This is a genomic window from Hymenobacter sp. DG25A (genome assembly GCF_001280305.1).
GTDB lineage: Bacteria > Bacteroidota > Bacteroidia > Cytophagales > Hymenobacteraceae > Hymenobacter.
Genome location: NZ_CP012623.1, coordinates 3,595,257 through 3,609,594, shown reverse-complemented (window position 1 = coordinate 3,609,594; position 14,338 = coordinate 3,595,257). Strand labels below are relative to the sequence as shown.

The window sequence follows — 14,338 nt, the reverse complement described above, 5'->3', positions numbered from 1 at the left end:
CAGCCGAAGCAGCGGACAATAGGGTTTACTTGCCTCGCGCCAAAAACTGCTGCACGCCCTGCTGGCCACTGTCCATCAGTTCCTTTTTTTGCGCCGTAGACAGGCGCTTGATCTTGGGGCTAAAATGCAGGGTGTTGATGCTGATGGTGCGCGACCAGTCGGTGGGCCGCGCCGGGTTCAGATTCTCAATGGCCAGGTTGTACAAAGCGCCTACGTAGGTACTGAAACTATTGATGGCGTAAGGCGCGAGTTGGTGCCGGCCGGTCGCCGTAGAATCATACGTAATCTGCTCTGCCCGATCCAGCCGCAACCCCAGCGTTTCAGGGTTAGCTACCGGTTGTGAGGCCAGCGCCGGCTTTTGCCCGGTGATATAGTTGGCAGAGCCGGTTTTGCGGGCCACCAACTGGTCCATCACCTGGGTAAACTTGTCGCCGCGGTACCAGCCAAACTGCTTGATCAGCCGGCTGCTGCCGCCAAAAAAGATGAGGCGGCCGTCGTTAAGCTGCTGCACGGGCATATCGTTTACCACGGCTATAATCTCATCGGGGGAGTAGCCTACGGCCAGCAAAGCCGCCTGAATGGCCCCGGCGGAGGTGCCCCCTACCCGCTGTATGCCCGGCAGAATCCCCTGCGTTTCCAACTCTTTGAGGGCCCCACCATAGGCAATACCCCGGATACCGCCACCCTCCATCACCAGGTTCCGGTACGCCTGCGGCGCCTTGGTCTGCGCCAAGCTCTCACCAGACAAACTACAACAAAGGCTCAAGCCAATCAGAATACGGCGCATAGCGGGGATATACATATCGACTAAAAGTAGGCAAAAGCACCTTTCTCCTGAACTGAGCGCACAACTAAAGCAAACCAGCTTGCTCTTACTGCCGCTTACCTATCATCCGGCCGATGGCCTTTACCCGGATAACCGCCCCATCCGTTTATATTTGTAGCCTTTTCTTCCCCCACCCACAGTCTTCTTTGCGCATGGCTACTTCCACCCCCGGCACCCCCGGCGACACAGTTCTCATTATCGGAGCCGGCGGTCAGCTGGGTCTGGAGCTCACCCAGGAGCTGCGCCAGCGCTATGGCGCCTCCAACGTAGTAGCCGCCGACGTGCGCGCCCCCAAGGATGCGGAAACGCACGAAGCGGGCCCCTTTGAGCTGCTGGATGTGCTGGACAAGAACCGCCTGACAGAAATCGTACAAAAATATAAGCCCAAGCAGGTGTACCACCTGGCCGCCCTGCTCTCGGCCACGGCCGAAAAGAACCCCAAGTTTGGCTGGCAGCTGAACATGGATGGCCTGTTTAACGTGCTGGATGCCGCCGTAGACCTGGGCGTGCAGCAGGTATACTGGCCCAGCAGCATTGCCGTGTTCGGGCCCGATACCCCGCGTGAGAACACGCCCCAGCTCACCATCATGAACCCCAACACCATCTACGGCATCAGCAAGCTGGCCGGCGAGCAGTGGTGTGAGTGGTATTTCCGCAAGCACGGCCTGGATGTGCGCAGCCTGCGCTACCCCGGCCTCATTGGCTACAAATCCTTGCCCGGCGGCGGCACTACGGACTATGCCGTGGACATCTACCACAAAGCCGTGGCCGGCCAGCCCTATGAGTGCTTTCTGAAGGAAGACACCTACCTGCCCATGATGTACATGCCCGATGCCCTGAAGGCTACCTTGGACCTCATGCACGCCCCGGCCGACAGCATCAAAATCCGCAGCAGCTACAACCTGGGGGCTATGAGCTTCTCACCTAAGGAAATTACGGCCAGCATTCAGCGCCACCTTCCGGAGTTTGAGGTGACGTATATGCCGGACTCCCGCCAGCAGATTGCCGACTCCTGGCCCGCCAGCATCGACGACAGCCGCGCCCGCCAGGACTGGGGCTGGCAGCCGGATTTCACCTTGGATAAAATGACCAACGATATGCTGCTACACCTCAGGCAGCAGGTAGCTGAAACGGCCACCGTAGCGCACTAACCGGCGCCAAAACCAGCACCAGATTCGACAAGCCCCGTCGTCTGTCCGTATAGGCAGGCGACGGGGCTTTTTCCGTTGTCTACTTGCTATGATTGTAAACCATACGCCCGATGGCTGGCAGATTATCTACCAGCAGGCCCACGCCCTGCTGGCGGCCCAGCTGGCCTGGCACTGGCAGCCGTTTGGCCCCTCCGACCGATGGGTGGGCCTGCTGGCCGCCATTGCCCAGCACGATGATGAGCAGCGGCCCTGGGACGGGCACTACAGCCTGACGCCGGCCGGGGCGCCGGCCAACTTCACCATGAAGGAATTCTCTCTGGAGCAGGCCCAGGGTGTGATGAAGGCGGCCCGCTTTCAGGGCCGCTGGCGCAGCCTGCTTACCAGCATGCACCTGCATACCCTTTATGAAGGACTGCGCCAAGAACAGAAAGTCATTGACACCTTCCTCACCGAGCAGGAGGCGCAGCAGAAGCAATGGCGCCGGGAGCTGAAGCTCAACAAAAAAGAAGCCCAGCAGGCCTACGACCTCATGCACTGGTGCGACCGGCTCAGCCTGATTTTGTGCCGGCAGGAGCTGCCGGAAATGGGCCGGGAGCTGGAAATATATGAGGGGCCCGATGGGCAATGCTACCACGTGAGCCGCCCAACGGCCGAAGGGCCCGTAACGGTAACGCCCTGGCCGTTTCGGGAGCAGCAGTTAACCGTGAGCGTGGAGGCCAGCCAGCTCCGGCAGCTGCAGTTTGCCGACGACCAGGAGCTGGCCGCTGCCCTGCGGGAAGCCCCGGTAGAAACGCTCCGCTGGGAGCTGGCCCGCTAGCCCAGCCAAACGGCAATTGGAAACTGCCCGTATGATACACCCTACCCGCTACCCTTCACCCTATGCCTATCCCGTTTTCCTTCTCTAATATTTTCACCCTGCTGAAATCGACGTGGAATTCCTTCATGGAAAACAACTCGTTTCGGCATGCCGCCGCGCTATCCTACTACACTATTTTTTCCCTGCCGCCGCTGCTGATCATTGTTATAACCGCGGCCAGTACCGTGTTAGGGTCGGAAGCTATAACGGGCCAGCTGTTTCACCAGCTGAGCTCCCTGGTAGGGGCCGAATCGGCCAAGTTCGTTCAGGATTCCATCAACGACTTCAACCGGCAGGAAAAGACCGGGGCCGCTGCTGCCGTGGGTATTGGCATCCTCATTTTTGCGGCCACCACCTTCTTTGTTACCCTGCAGGAAAGCATCAATGATATCTGGAATCTGAAGGTGAAGCCCCGCAACAACATCTGGCAGTTTCTGAAAGACCGGTTTCTGTCTTTTGGCCTGATTCTGAGCGTGGGTTTGCTGCTGCTGATTTCCTTTGTGATAAGCGCCGTGCTCACGTCTTTCACCGACTACCTCAAACAGCTGCTCCCGGATCTGGCCGTGGTGTTTATTCACCTCATTGACCTGACCCTTTCCCTGGCCGTCACCACCACGCTGTTTGCCCTTATCTACCGCTTCCTGCCCGATGCCATTATCCGGTGGCGCGACGTCTGGATCGGGGCTTTTATCACGGCGCTGCTATTCGTCGTCGGCAAGTATCTCATTGCCCTCTACATTGCCCAGGCCGACCCAGGCTCTACCTACGGGGCAGCCGGCTCAGCTATTATTCTGCTGATTTGGGTTAACTACTCGGCACTCATCATCTTCTTCGGGGCGGAGTTCACCCAGCAGTTCGCCGATAAATACGGCCAGTGCGTGCAGCCAAAAGCCAACGCCGTGCGCATAGAAGTGCGCGAAGTACCGGAAGGCGAAACCCACGAGGAAATTTCCTCCGGCCGCCCCCGGGCCGTGGGTCGTTGGCGGGCGTAAGCTAAACAGGATAAAACGGTCATGTCGAGCGCAGTCGAGACATCTAGCGTGCTGATGTTGTGGTAGTAATTACATTATTCACCACACTAGCGAGATGTCTCGGCTGCGCTCGACATGACCAGTATATAAATCAGAAATATTAAACTGCAGCCGGCTTTTCCTTCACGGCCAGCTGGCCGCAGGCAGCGTCAATATCCTTGCCGCGCGAGCGGCGCAGGTTGGTTTGCACGCCCCGGTCGGCCAGGTACTTCAGGAAGGCCATCAGCTTGGCCTCACCGGTGTTTTTGTAGTCGGCGTTTTCGATGGGGTTGTACTCGATGAGATTCACCTTGCAGGGAATCCACTTCGAAATCTGGAACAGCTCCTCGGCATCCTCCAGCGTGTCGTTAAAGCTCTCGAATACAATGTACTCGTAAGTGACTTTGCGGCCGGTTACCTGGTGGTAGTGCTTGAGCGCATCCTTCAAGGAGGCCAGGGAATTGGCTTCGTTGATGGGCATGATTTCGTTGCGCTTGGTATCGTTGGGCGCGTGCAGCGAGAGGGCCAGGTTGGCCTTCACGCCGTCATCGGCCAGCTTTTTAATCATTTTAGCAATGCCGGCGGTGCTGACCGTGATGCGGCGCGGGGCCATGTTCAGGCCGTCGGGGGCGGTAATGCGCTCAATGCTTTTTACTACGTTGGCGTAGTTCAGCAGCGGCTCGCCCATGCCCATGTACACAATGTTGGTAAGCGGTGTGCCGTACTGAGATTCGCACTGCTCCTTAATGCGTACTACCTGGTCGTAGATTTCAGCAGCTTCCAGGTTGCGCTTGCGGTCCATGTAGCCGGTGGCGCAGAACTTGCACGTGAGCGAGCAGCCCACCTGCGAGGAGATGCACGCCGTCATGCGCGTGTCGTGCGGAATGAGCACGCCTTCCACAATGTTGCCATCATACAGCCGGAACGCCGATTTGATGGTGCCGTCGTTGCTGAGCTGCTGATTCTGAACCTGTACCCCGTTGATAACAAAGTACTTGACCAGCAGCTCGCGCGTGGCCAGCGAGATGTTGTTCATCTCCTCAAACGTACCCGCCGTGTTCTTCCACAGCCACTCCAGCACCTGCTTGGCGCGGAAAGGCTTCTCGCCGTGCTCCACCATAAAGGCTTTGAGCTCGTCGGGGGTGAGTTTGCGAATGTCGCGCTTGGAAACTACAGGCAGGTCAATCATCATAGCCGCAAAGATACAACACGGAAGGCGCTTGAGTTCCACGGATTTGATTCTCGATGCCCGCTTGTGTTCCATCCACACGAAACCAAACGTTGTACTGCGCGCCGACAAGGCAATATGTAATCATTGACCGTCAGGCAGAGCGGCATCTGAGCATTTCTCCCGCTTCGCCTGTCATCCTGAGCTGTGCGAAGGACCTTCTCACGCTACAACGAGTCATTGTTACGATTGTCGTGCTAGCGTGAGAAGGTCCTTCGCACAGCTCAGGATGACAGATAGTATAATAACTTCAGTACGCGCAATGCTCTGCCTGATGGCATTATAGCTACCTACTCTCCCCGCAATTTCTGCGCGTACTCTTCCGTGAGGGGCAGGAGCTTGCGGGTGTTGTAATCAAAGCAGAGCATGCCGGTTTTGGCGCGGGCTACTTCCTTGCCGTCCTGGTTGCGCACCCAGTACACCAGGTCGAAGCCGTATTTGCTGAGGTCGTCGGCGGCGAGCTGGATATGGAGGGTGTCGCCGTAGAAGCCTTCGCCTTTGTATTCGATGGCTACGTCGGCCATGATGTGGCCGGTTTTAGTAGCGGGGTCGAACTCGGGGTGGCCCAGGTGCTGCAGGAACTGCACGCGGGCTTCGTGCAGAATGCTCAGCAGGGCATCGTTGCCAAGGTGGGCGCCGTAGTTCAGGTCGGTGATGCGCACGGGCACCTGCACCGTGAGGAGGAATGAAGCGGGGAGAGCTACTTTTACACGGGGCATAGACTCAAGCGGAAGTAAATGATGAGCAAGGATGAATTTGCGGCGACACCAAAGGTAGAGGTTCGGACCACCGGCGACGGTTCCAGCACCTTATACGTGCCCGCCCTGAACGAGCATTACCACAGCACCCACGGGGCAGTGCAGGAAGCCATGCACGTGTATCTGGGCGCGGGGCTGGAACCCGCACTAGCCAACGCTACGGCCCCGGTGCGGGTGCTGGAAATTGGCTTCGGCACCGGCCTGAACGCCCTGCTCACCCTCCAGCGCAGCCTTACGTCCCCGGTGCTCATTGAATACGATACCATTGAGAAATACCCGTTGCCGCCTGAGGTTATCAGCCAACTGGGCATTGAGCGCTACATTCTGAATCCGGAATTGCAACAGTACCACGAGCAGTTGCACGCTGCCGCCTGGAATACCCCGGTACGCGTTGCTCCGCAGTTGCTGCTCCGAAAAATAGTTGGCGCGCTGCAGGAAACCGAGCTAGCGCCCAACCACTACCACGTTATCTACTTCGATGCTTTCGCACCGGAAAAGCAGCCGGATATGTGGACGGAAGAGGTATTTGCCCAGCTCTACGCTGCTACCGCGCCAGATGGCTGCCTGGTGAGTTACTGCGCCAAAGGCTCCTTTAAGCGCAGTCTGCGGGCTGCGGGCTGGCAGGTGGAGAAGATTCCCGGGCCTCCTGGTAAAAGGGAGATGACGCGGGCGTGGAAGCGAGAATAGAAATAGAATTCACTGGCTAGGGCTTCATAATTTTGCATATACTATAATACTCGTCAAATAAATGAAACTACTTTCAAGTATTGCAATACTATTATTAATGGCAATCTTAAGCAGCTGCACTTGGATGGCACATTTTTATATAATAAATAAAACATTAAATAAAATAACCATTGAATATACACTAACACCATCTGCCGAAACATATGGAAACTATGCCCTCAAGAATGAAATATACTTCAACGAATTAAAGGAAATCGAAAACCAGAACCTTAACTCAAATTCGATAGATGACGACGAAATAATTAACAAATCATTTGAACATGAATATTTCAAAAAAATTTCAGCCAATCTTGAGTTTTACTCGATAACACTTTATCCAGGCACTTCAATGCATGGCGAAGGATTATCTGATTTTACATATTCACAAGTGAATGAAAGACATGAAATTTTTAACAATATTATAAAAATGAAAATTATAAGATTTGACACTAGAGATACAGTCATATTAAAGCCCGCTTCGTTGGCAGACTTCAGCAAACCATTCGGCAGAAATAATATTGCACTTATTTTCGATTAATTAATAAACTTATAGATGCCGTTTTTATTATTATTTAATTCATAAGCACAACTAAAAATATTATATACCCTGTTTAGATATCTGTGAAAAAAAATGAAATTATTACCCTCCCCATCCTTATTTCTGCGTAAGTTCAACCTATTATGAGTCGAAAGCTGCTGGAAACAGAGGGCCCAGCGTGGGTGCAGAAAGGTATTATTAGCCCGGAGCAGCATCAGCAACTTCTGGACCTCTACCCCATCGATAAACAAGCCATTGGCCTGCTGCCACTACTGGGCAGTTTGCTGGTGGGTTTGAGCGCGCTTAGTCTGGTAGCCGCTAACTGGCAAGGCCTACCGGAGTTTGTCCGCCTGGGACTGCTGCTGCTTTCCATGATTGCGGCCTACGCCACCGGCGACTATTTCCTGCGCCGCGGCAACGGGGCCGTAGGTATTGGGCTGACGGGTTTGGGGTTGATTCTCTTCGGAGCGGGCATTGTGCTGGTCAGCCAGATGTACCAGCTTATCGGATACGATGTGACGGGGCTGCTGGCCTGGGCCGTGGCGGGCGTGGCCCTCACGTTTCTGTATCGCAGCCGGTTTCTGTTCATTCTCACGGTCGTTATCGGGGGCATTGTGCAGGGCTATAACACCGGCGAGCTGGGCGCCTTCAGCGTAGCGGCGGCCGTGCTCACGGCCGGCGGGCTGGGCTACTACTGGTGGCGCCACCCCGATGCCCTGCTAGCCGGCGTGCTGGCCACCGGCATTCTGTGGCAGGCCGGGTTGCTCATTGGGCTGCTGCACGTCAAAATCACCTGGTTCTTCGTGCCCGCCATGCTGATTTATGCGGCCGGCGACTGGCAACCCGACCGCCCCGCCGGCCGGGCCCTGCAAGGACCGCCGCTGGTGGCTGCGTTTCTCTTTATGCTGGGGCTGGCCCTGTACGGCGAGGCCGGGAGCTACACCGAACTGCTGCGCCCGCCGCTGTGGGCGTACTTGAGCGCTATGGGCGTTGTGCTGCTGATTTCCCTGGCCGGCAAGCGTGCCCGCGGCCGCCTGAGCAGCGCCACCGACTGGCTGCTGCTCCTGCCGGGCTTTTACTTTCCCGGCGGGCTGCCACTGGCCGTGGCCGCGCTGGTGGTGCTCTACGCGTATTCCGGCAGCCTGCTGGTGCGCGCCCACCAGGAGCGAAACCCCGACCGCATCAGTCTGGGTACCATGCTGTTTATTCTGACCACCATGGTGGCCTACTTCAAGCTTACCTGGGAGTTCATGGATAAGTCGTTGTTCTTCCTGATTGGTGGTTTGCTGCTGCTGGGCCTGAGCTGGTACCTGCGCCGCCGCAACAAGCATACGCTCAACTCTGACTCTTCGCGCTCATGAGAAAGTGGCTGTTTCGGAAGCGGGCGGCGTTTACGGGAGCCCGTCACTGGCTGCTCCTGCTGGTAGCCGTACAGGTGCTGTTTCTGCTGGCCGTGGCGGCGGCCGGCTACGCTACCCGCGCCTATGGCCAAACCATAGTGCTACGCACCACGCCCCTGGATCCGCGCGACTTCCTGTACGGCGACTACGTGCGGCTGCGCTTTACCATCAGCCAGCTGCCCCTGAGCCTGTGGCGCGAAGCCGGGCCGATACCACGCCGGGGCAAGCCCGTGTACGTGCTGCTGCGCCCGGCAGGGGCAGCCTATGAGGCCATAGGCGTGTATGCGCAGGCGCCCGCCACGCCGGCCGGCACGGTGGTGCTACGTGGCTGGATAGGCCATAGCCGGCGGCGCAAGCTGGTACTGCGCTACAACCTGGAGAAATACTACGTACCCGAAGGCACCGGGCGCACCCTGGAACGGCTGGGCGCCCGGCACCCGCTTCTGGTGCACGTCAGCATTGCGCCCTGGGGGCAGGCGCGCATTACCCGGGTGGCAGAGGACTCCACCACCCGGTTTAGCAACTAGAAGCCGTGCTTCTGCAGCAGGGTGCGGTCGGCGGGGCTTAAATCCACCAGGGCATATTTCTGCTGATTGGTGATATTCATTTCGTCCAGGGCATCAACCATATCCCGGTATTTGGCATCAGCAGTGGTCTTAATCAGGACCACCGTAGCGGGGTCTTGCTGCTGCCGCTGGAGCAGCGCCTGCCGCAGCCCGTTAGCCCCGAAGTCGGTGGTATGCAGCTTGGTTTTGGCTACGGTAGGGTCGGTTTCTGAATTCAGGCCGAAAAAATAGTGCACCTGGCTGCGCTTATCCAGAATCAGCGTCATTACCCGGCTTTGTTGGAGGGGCGTTTCTTTGCCTTTGACGGGCATGTGGAGCTGCATCACCGTGGGCTTGTTGAAGGTGGTGGTCAGCATGAAGAACGTGAGCAGCAGGAAAGCCAGATCCACCATCGGGGTCATATCGAGACGGAAGGCATTCTTCTTCACGCGGGGTTTGCCACTACGGGCAGCGGGAGCAGCTTGAATTTCGGCCATGATGGTGGATTGGTTAGAGGTTGTCTCCGGCCAACGCCCCGCTTTTCCTGGTTATTGTTCAGGCAGCCAGCTGGTTTGCGCTTTTATTTTTGAGTTTGTTCCGCCTAGGCATCAAAACGCCATACCTGCTCCGGCGTGAGGCAGGCGTGCAGCGGAATATCGCCCGCCCAGCTGTCCGTAATGCGGGCAATGGGAGGCTCCATGCTCACCCCGATGCGCAGGGCATCGGGGCGGCACTGCTGCAGAAACCGGTCGTAGAAGCCTTTGCCGTAGCCTACGCGGTGGCCCTGCTCATCAAAAGCCAGTAACGGCACCAGCACGGCGTCCAGCTGTGAGGGCTGCACTTCCGGGGCAGCTACCGGTTCCGGAATGCCCCAGCGGTTGGTTTGCAGGGGCCTACCGGGCAACAGCTCGTAGTGGCGCAGGCTCTCGCCATCGGGCTGCACCACGCCCACGGCTAGGCGCACGGGTAGCTGGTGCTCCCAAATCCAGTTGACAATTGCCCAGGTATCGGGTTCCTGGTGGTGCGGAATGGGCAGGAACAGATGCAGCCACCGCCACTCCGCTACCGGAAAATGCTGCAGTAACTGCTCGCGCAGGGCCAGGCTGCGCCGCTGCACCTCTGCCTCGGGCAGGGCACGGCGACGTTCCAGCATCAGGCGGCGCAGATCAGCTTTCAGCATGAGCTCTTACTCTTCCTCAATCACCGTGAACTCCAGTGCCAGCGGATCAAACGCCTCCAGCAGCTGCTGAATAAAGCCGGGGTTGTTGATGAGGATGCTCAGCACGTTATCCTCCCGTTCCTGCAGGTGCCCGTTGGGCATCAGCTTTTCCTTTAGCGCCGCCAGCTGGCTGTAGGCCGTTTCGTGCTTGGCCTCGGAGGCTTTGCTCAGGCGCTTTTCCAGCCCGGTTACAATACCCGATACCTTCTGCTGCTCGGCTGCCACGGTGCGCACCAGCGTGGGGTCCAGGCGCTGGGCCAGGTCGGCAATGCTTTGGAAGGCCGCGGCCAATTGCTCCTGCTGCTCTTTCAGGCTGATTTCTTCCTGACCCAGGGTAGCGCCCACCTGCTTTTTCAGCTCGGGCAGCGGCCGGAAAATATCGGTGGCCGTGAGGCCCAGCTTGCGCAGCTTGCCCGCGTTGGCCTTGCTGATGTACTGTGCCGAGTTGCGGAGCAGTAGAATAGGGAATGGCACGTTGTTCTCCGCAAATATGCCTTTCAGCTGAAACCAGTAGGCTACTTCGGCCCCGCCGCCGATGTAGCAGAGGTTGGGCAGTAGAATTTCCTGGTACAGGGGCCGCAGCACCACGTTGGGGCTGAACTGCTCGGGGTGCTCGCGCACCAGCGCCAGCAGCTCTTCCTGTGTGTGGCAGCGGCCGGTGTTGCGCACCGTAATCTGGGCGCAGTCCTGGGCGGCATCATACTCCAGCCGCTCCCGCTTGCCGGTATCCGTCAGGAAGAACAGGTTAAGCGGGCGCGAATAGATCTGGGGTTTGTAGCCGGCGGCTTCCAGCTGCGCATTGGCGGCCTGCACGGTCCGGTTAGAGGCCTGCTCCCGGATTTCCTTTTCCAGCACCGGCACCAGGGCCTGCTTTAGCGCGGGCATATCCCCGTCGATGCTCACCAAACCCAACTCCCCAAACAGGGCGTGCGTAAGGCGGCGCATAGCTTCCGCCAGCGTAGCCGACTGCTCATACGCCTCGCGGAAGGCCGCGGGCAGGTCGGCGGGCAGGTGATCCAGCAGCTCTTCCTTTAAGCCATCCAGCGCCAGGCGACCTACGGGGCCACCCGTTTCCGGGGCGTTCCACTCGTACTTCTTGCCAAACAGGTTGAGGTGGTTGATTTCGGCAAAGTCGTGATCCTCAGTGGCCATCCAATACACCGGCACGAAATCATACTGCGGAAATTTCTCCTTGAGTTGGCGGGCCAGCTTCACGGCCGTTACAATCTTGTAGATGAAATACAGCGGCCCGGTAAGCAGGTTGAGCTGGTGGCCAGTGGTGATGGTGAAAGTGGTTTCCTTAGCCAGCAGGTCCAAATTGGCCTGTACGGCGGGGTGCACGCTGGGCAAGGAAGCATACTGTTCGCGCAGGGCCGCTACCAGGCGCTGCCGAGCTTCGGGCGTATAAGAAGCGTGCTTTTCTTCTATCTGAGCAGCAAATTCATCCAGCTGTGGAAAGCGGTTATAAAACGGCGCCAAGGCTTCGTGATGCGCCAGGTAATCGGTCAATAGGGGAGAAAACGCGCCGGTATTGGCGTAACTAAGGGTCGTAACAGACATACGCAGGGAAAATATTCGGCTATAACCAGCCAGCCGCTACAAAGTAACTGGCAATTTTCGACCCACCACTTTTCCCATGCCAATACGCTCTTGGCCAGGCAGTTTATTCCGCCGACCAAAACCGCATTTCCAGCGAAATGCGCGTTTCGTCCGGATTCAGGTTCACGGCCCCGCCATGCAGTAAATAAGGCGAGAACACCAACACCTCATCCGGGCCCGGGTTGGGCCGAATGATTTCCAGGGGCTCGGCGGCAGCCGTTACAGCCGGCACAGTGAAGGCAACCCCGTTGTATACGGCCCCACCCCGCGTACGCTCCGTGCGGTTTTCCGGCCACCAGTGGCTGCCCGGCACCAGCGTGAGGGAGGAATCCGGGGTGCTGCCCGTTACGGGCACGTAAATATTGAGGCAGTCCCGGTAATCCGGGAGCCACACGTCGCGGTGCAGGGGGTTGTTGTCGGCGCGGTTGGGCCGCACAATCCGCAGATGAAAAAACCGCTCCCCGTCCCAGGGGTTCAACGCCCGTACCGGCCTCCCGCACAGCTCCGAGACGCGCGCTTCCAGCAAAGCGGACGGCACGGGCAAGCGCTCCTGGCGGTATTCTTTGGTTTGATGGATGACCGCTAGGTGCAGGTCCCGGTCATCCCCGACAATCTGATGATACTGGTTGACCGGGAAATCCGGCGCTACCGGCCGGCCGGCGTTAGACAGCGCCTCACGCACTAAGGCTTCCAGCCCTTGCTGCAATTGGCGCTGCTCATCGACAGACAGAAACGGAGCCACGGTGTAGCCCTGCGCGGCCCAAGCAGTACCGGCGGTCAGGTCAACGGCATCGGCCAGCAGCACCTGCGCCTGCTGGGGGCCGGTTTCGCCTTCGATCCGATATTCTACCTCCCGCTGATTTATCTGCGCTTTCATGGCCGCAAGCTACTAATTAGACGTCATGCAGAGGCGGAGCCGAAGCATCTCGCTAGTGTGGTGATTATTGGTTAGGACCACAACATCAGCACGCGAGATGCTTCGGCTCCGCCTCTGCATGACAGAAAAGATCTTTTTTGCTTAGCGCACCAGCTCGCCGTAGAGGTCGAAGTCAGAGGCTTCGTTGATTTTCACAGTGGCGAAGTCGCCGAGGCGCACGTGGGTGTCCTTGTTGGCAGGCACCAGCACTTCGTTGTCTACTTCCGGCGAGTCGAACTCGGTGCGGCCCACGAAGAAGCCGCTTTCTTTACGGTCGAACAGCACTTTGTAGGTCTGCCCTACTTTCTGCTCGTTCAGCTCCATGGAAATGCCCTGCTGCAGCTCCATAATCTGGTCGGCGCGGTCCTGCTTTACGTCGGCGGGCACGTTGTCTTCCAGGGTGTAGGAGTGCGTGTTGTCCTCGTGCGAGTAGGTGAAGATGCCCAGGCGGTCGAAGCGGGTTTCTTCTACGAAGTTGTAAAGGTCTTCGAAGTCCTGCTGCGTCTCACCGGGGTGGCCGGCAATGAGCGTAGTGCGCAGGGCAATGCCCGGCACGCGCTGCCGAATGGTGTCCACCAGCTCCACGGTGCGGCGCTTGCTGATGCCGCGACGCATGGTTTTCAGCATGTTATCCGAAATATGCTGCAGGGGCATATCCAGGTACTTGCAGATGTTGCTGCGCTCGTTCATCACGTCCAGCGCATCCAGCGGGAACTGCGAAGGATAGGCGTACTGCATCCGGATCCAGTCGATGCCGTTCACATCGGAGAGGTTGCGGAGCAGGTCGGCCAGCTTCCGCTCGCCGTAGTGCTGCAGGCCGTAGTAGGTCAGGTCCTGGGCAATCAGAATCAGCTCCTTGGTACCCATGCTAGCCAGGCGCTTGGCTTCCTTCACCAGGTCTTCAATGGGGCGGTCTACGTGCTTGCCGCGCATCAGCGGAATGGCGCAGAACGAGCAGGGCCGGTTGCAGCCTTCGGCAATTTTAAAGTAGGCGTAGTGCTTGGGCGTGGTCAGCAGCCGCTCACCCACCAGCTCGTGCATGTAGTCGGCCTCCAGGGTTTTCAGCAGCTGGGGCAGTTCCAGGGTGCCGAAATAGGCATCTACCTGCGGAATTTCCTTTTCCAGATCATCCTTGTAGCGCTGGGAAAGGCAGCCCGTTACGTAGAGCTTTTCCAGCTTGCCAGCCTCTTTTTCATCGGCGTAGCGCAGGATGGTGTCAATGCTTTCCTGCTTGGCGTTATCAATGAAGCCGCAGGTATTGATGATGACGATGTTGGCGTCGCTCTTGTCGGCTTCGTGCGTTACCTCAAACTGGTTGGCGCGCAATTGGCCCATCAGTACTTCCGAATCGACAACATTTTTGGAACAACCGAGGGTAATGACGTTGACTTTATTGGCCTGCTGGCTTCTGACTTTCATGCAAATAGTATAAACGAGCCGACGGGCAATTTCTTCTGCATGAGAAGGTTGCCGGTTCTGGCTCGCGGCGAAAATTGGACCGCAAAGGTACGAACGAGGCAACGCCTTTTCCTACTGCGAACGTTCCTTTGCTTGAGAGCGGCAATT

15 protein-coding genes are annotated in these 14,338 nt (G+C 57.8%); 7 read left to right on the top strand and 8 right to left on the bottom strand.

All coding sequences use genetic code 11. The annotated features are described in order from the left end of the window. Positions 1-25: 25 nt before the first annotated feature. Entirely contained in the window at positions 26-802 is a 777-nt protein-coding gene (locus AM218_RS15460; protein WP_082318270.1) for a patatin-like phospholipase family protein, read from the bottom strand. Between the two features lie 176 nt (positions 803-978). Here AM218_RS15460 and AM218_RS15455 point away from each other — a divergent pair, with 176 nt between their 5' ends. The 3 genes from AM218_RS15455 (at position 979) to AM218_RS15445 (ending at position 3,825) form a co-directional block, all read left to right on the top strand. After that, a complete protein-coding gene (locus AM218_RS15455; RefSeq protein WP_054414874.1) occupies positions 979-1,977 on the top strand; it encodes an NAD-dependent epimerase/dehydratase family protein in 999 nt (332 codons plus the stop codon). Positions 1,978-2,065: 88 nt separating this feature from the next. After that, on the top strand, positions 2,066-2,794 hold the full coding sequence (locus tag AM218_RS15450; protein ID WP_054414872.1) for a DUF3891 family protein: 729 nt from the start codon (positions 2,066-2,068) through the stop codon (positions 2,792-2,794). A gap of 62 nt (positions 2,795-2,856) precedes the next feature. Then, entirely contained in the window at positions 2,857-3,825 is a 969-nt protein-coding gene (locus tag AM218_RS15445; protein ID WP_054414869.1) for a YihY/virulence factor BrkB family protein, read from the top strand. Between the two features lie 139 nt (positions 3,826-3,964). On the opposite strand, the gene rlmN is transcribed toward AM218_RS15445, so the two are convergent. Then, positions 3,965-5,032: a dual-specificity RNA methyltransferase RlmN gene (gene rlmN / locus AM218_RS15440; RefSeq protein ID WP_054415691.1), complete on the bottom strand. Its 1,068-nt coding sequence runs from the start codon at positions 5,030-5,032 to the stop codon at positions 3,965-3,967. A 329-nt stretch (positions 5,033-5,361) separates the two neighbouring features. Further along, positions 5,362-5,790, bottom strand: a complete 429-nt coding sequence (locus tag AM218_RS15435) for a thioesterase family protein (RefSeq protein ID WP_054414867.1) — start codon at positions 5,788-5,790, stop codon at positions 5,362-5,364. A gap of 18 nt (positions 5,791-5,808) precedes the next feature. Between AM218_RS15435 and mnmC2 the strand changes: the two genes are divergently transcribed. The 4 genes from mnmC2 to AM218_RS15415 all read left to right on the top strand — a co-directional run bounded on the left by mnmC2 (position 5,809) and on the right by AM218_RS15415 (position 9,020). Beyond that, the gene (gene mnmC2, locus AM218_RS15430; RefSeq protein ID WP_231717508.1) at positions 5,809-6,516 is read left to right on the top strand and encodes a tRNA (5-methylaminomethyl-2-thiouridine)(34)-methyltransferase MnmC2; all 708 of its coding nucleotides are present in this window, start codon (positions 5,809-5,811) and stop codon (positions 6,514-6,516) included. A 61-nt stretch (positions 6,517-6,577) separates the two neighbouring features. After that, on the top strand, positions 6,578-7,093 hold the full coding sequence (locus tag AM218_RS15425) for a hypothetical protein (RefSeq protein ID WP_157547688.1): 516 nt from the start codon (positions 6,578-6,580) through the stop codon (positions 7,091-7,093). A 143-nt stretch (positions 7,094-7,236) separates the two neighbouring features. Then, the gene (locus tag AM218_RS15420) at positions 7,237-8,454 is read left to right on the top strand and encodes a DUF2157 domain-containing protein (protein ID WP_054414863.1); all 1,218 of its coding nucleotides are present in this window, start codon (positions 7,237-7,239) and stop codon (positions 8,452-8,454) included. Further along, on the top strand, positions 8,451-9,020 hold the full coding sequence (locus tag AM218_RS15415) for a GDYXXLXY domain-containing protein (protein WP_054414860.1): 570 nt from the start codon (positions 8,451-8,453) through the stop codon (positions 9,018-9,020). Before AM218_RS15420 ends, AM218_RS15415 begins: the two co-directional genes overlap by 4 nt. Here the strand turns inward: AM218_RS15415 and AM218_RS15410 are convergent. From AM218_RS15410 to rimO, 5 genes are all read right to left on the bottom strand, one after another. Continuing rightward, the gene (locus tag AM218_RS15410; protein ID WP_054414857.1) at positions 9,017-9,535 is read right to left on the bottom strand and encodes an ExbD/TolR family protein; all 519 of its coding nucleotides are present in this window, start codon (positions 9,533-9,535) and stop codon (positions 9,017-9,019) included. The genes AM218_RS15415 and AM218_RS15410 overlap by 4 nt on opposite strands. 104 nt (positions 9,536-9,639) lie before the next feature. Continuing rightward, positions 9,640-10,218 (bottom strand): 5-formyltetrahydrofolate cyclo-ligase, encoded by a 579-nt coding sequence (locus tag AM218_RS15405; RefSeq protein WP_054414855.1) that lies wholly within the window; start codon positions 10,216-10,218, stop codon positions 9,640-9,642. A 6-nt stretch (positions 10,219-10,224) separates the two neighbouring features. Continuing rightward, a complete protein-coding gene (gene bshC / locus AM218_RS15400) occupies positions 10,225-11,817 on the bottom strand; it encodes a bacillithiol biosynthesis cysteine-adding enzyme BshC (protein WP_054414853.1) in 1,593 nt (530 codons plus the stop codon). Between the two features lie 103 nt (positions 11,818-11,920). Continuing rightward, the gene (locus tag AM218_RS15395) at positions 11,921-12,733 is read right to left on the bottom strand and encodes a phytanoyl-CoA dioxygenase family protein (RefSeq protein ID WP_054414850.1); all 813 of its coding nucleotides are present in this window, start codon (positions 12,731-12,733) and stop codon (positions 11,921-11,923) included. Positions 12,734-12,874: 141 nt separating this feature from the next. Then, positions 12,875-14,191, bottom strand: coding sequence for a 30S ribosomal protein S12 methylthiotransferase RimO (gene rimO / locus AM218_RS15390; protein WP_054414848.1), 1,317 nt, complete (start codon positions 14,189-14,191; stop codon positions 12,875-12,877). Between the last annotated feature and the right edge of the window lie 147 nt (positions 14,192-14,338).

Excerpts from the sequence above, each read along its gene's own strand:
- mnmC2 (WP_231717508.1), top strand. The coding sequence starts at position 5,809 with ATGATGAGCAAGGATGAATTTGCGGCGACACCAAAGGTAGAGGTTCGG.
- AM218_RS15455 (WP_054414874.1), top strand. The coding sequence starts at position 979 with ATGGCTACTTCCACCCCCGGCACCCCCGGCGACACAGTTCTCATTATC.
- rlmN (WP_054415691.1), bottom strand. The coding sequence starts at position 5,032 with ATGATTGACCTGCCTGTAGTTTCCAAGCGCGACATTCGCAAACTCACC.
- AM218_RS15425 (WP_157547688.1), top strand. The coding sequence starts at position 6,578 with ATGAAACTACTTTCAAGTATTGCAATACTATTATTAATGGCAATCTTA.
- AM218_RS15395 (WP_054414850.1), bottom strand. The coding sequence starts at position 12,733 with ATGAAAGCGCAGATAAATCAGCGGGAGGTAGAATATCGGATCGAAGGC.
- AM218_RS15420 (WP_054414863.1), top strand. The coding sequence starts at position 7,237 with ATGAGTCGAAAGCTGCTGGAAACAGAGGGCCCAGCGTGGGTGCAGAAA.
- AM218_RS15435 (WP_054414867.1), bottom strand. The coding sequence starts at position 5,790 with ATGCCCCGTGTAAAAGTAGCTCTCCCCGCTTCATTCCTCCTCACGGTG.
- AM218_RS15415 (WP_054414860.1), top strand. The coding sequence starts at position 8,451 with ATGAGAAAGTGGCTGTTTCGGAAGCGGGCGGCGTTTACGGGAGCCCGT.
- AM218_RS15460 (WP_082318270.1), bottom strand. The coding sequence starts at position 802 with ATGTATATCCCCGCTATGCGCCGTATTCTGATTGGCTTGAGCCTTTGT.
- AM218_RS15450 (WP_054414872.1), top strand. The coding sequence starts at position 2,066 with ATGATTGTAAACCATACGCCCGATGGCTGGCAGATTATCTACCAGCAG.
- rimO (WP_054414848.1), bottom strand. The coding sequence starts at position 14,191 with ATGAAAGTCAGAAGCCAGCAGGCCAATAAAGTCAACGTCATTACCCTC.
- AM218_RS15410 (WP_054414857.1), bottom strand. The coding sequence starts at position 9,535 with ATGGCCGAAATTCAAGCTGCTCCCGCTGCCCGTAGTGGCAAACCCCGC.
- AM218_RS15445 (WP_054414869.1), top strand. The coding sequence starts at position 2,857 with ATGCCTATCCCGTTTTCCTTCTCTAATATTTTCACCCTGCTGAAATCG.
- AM218_RS15405 (WP_054414855.1), bottom strand. The coding sequence starts at position 10,218 with ATGCTGAAAGCTGATCTGCGCCGCCTGATGCTGGAACGTCGCCGTGCC.
- bshC (WP_054414853.1), bottom strand. The coding sequence starts at position 11,817 with ATGTCTGTTACGACCCTTAGTTACGCCAATACCGGCGCGTTTTCTCCC.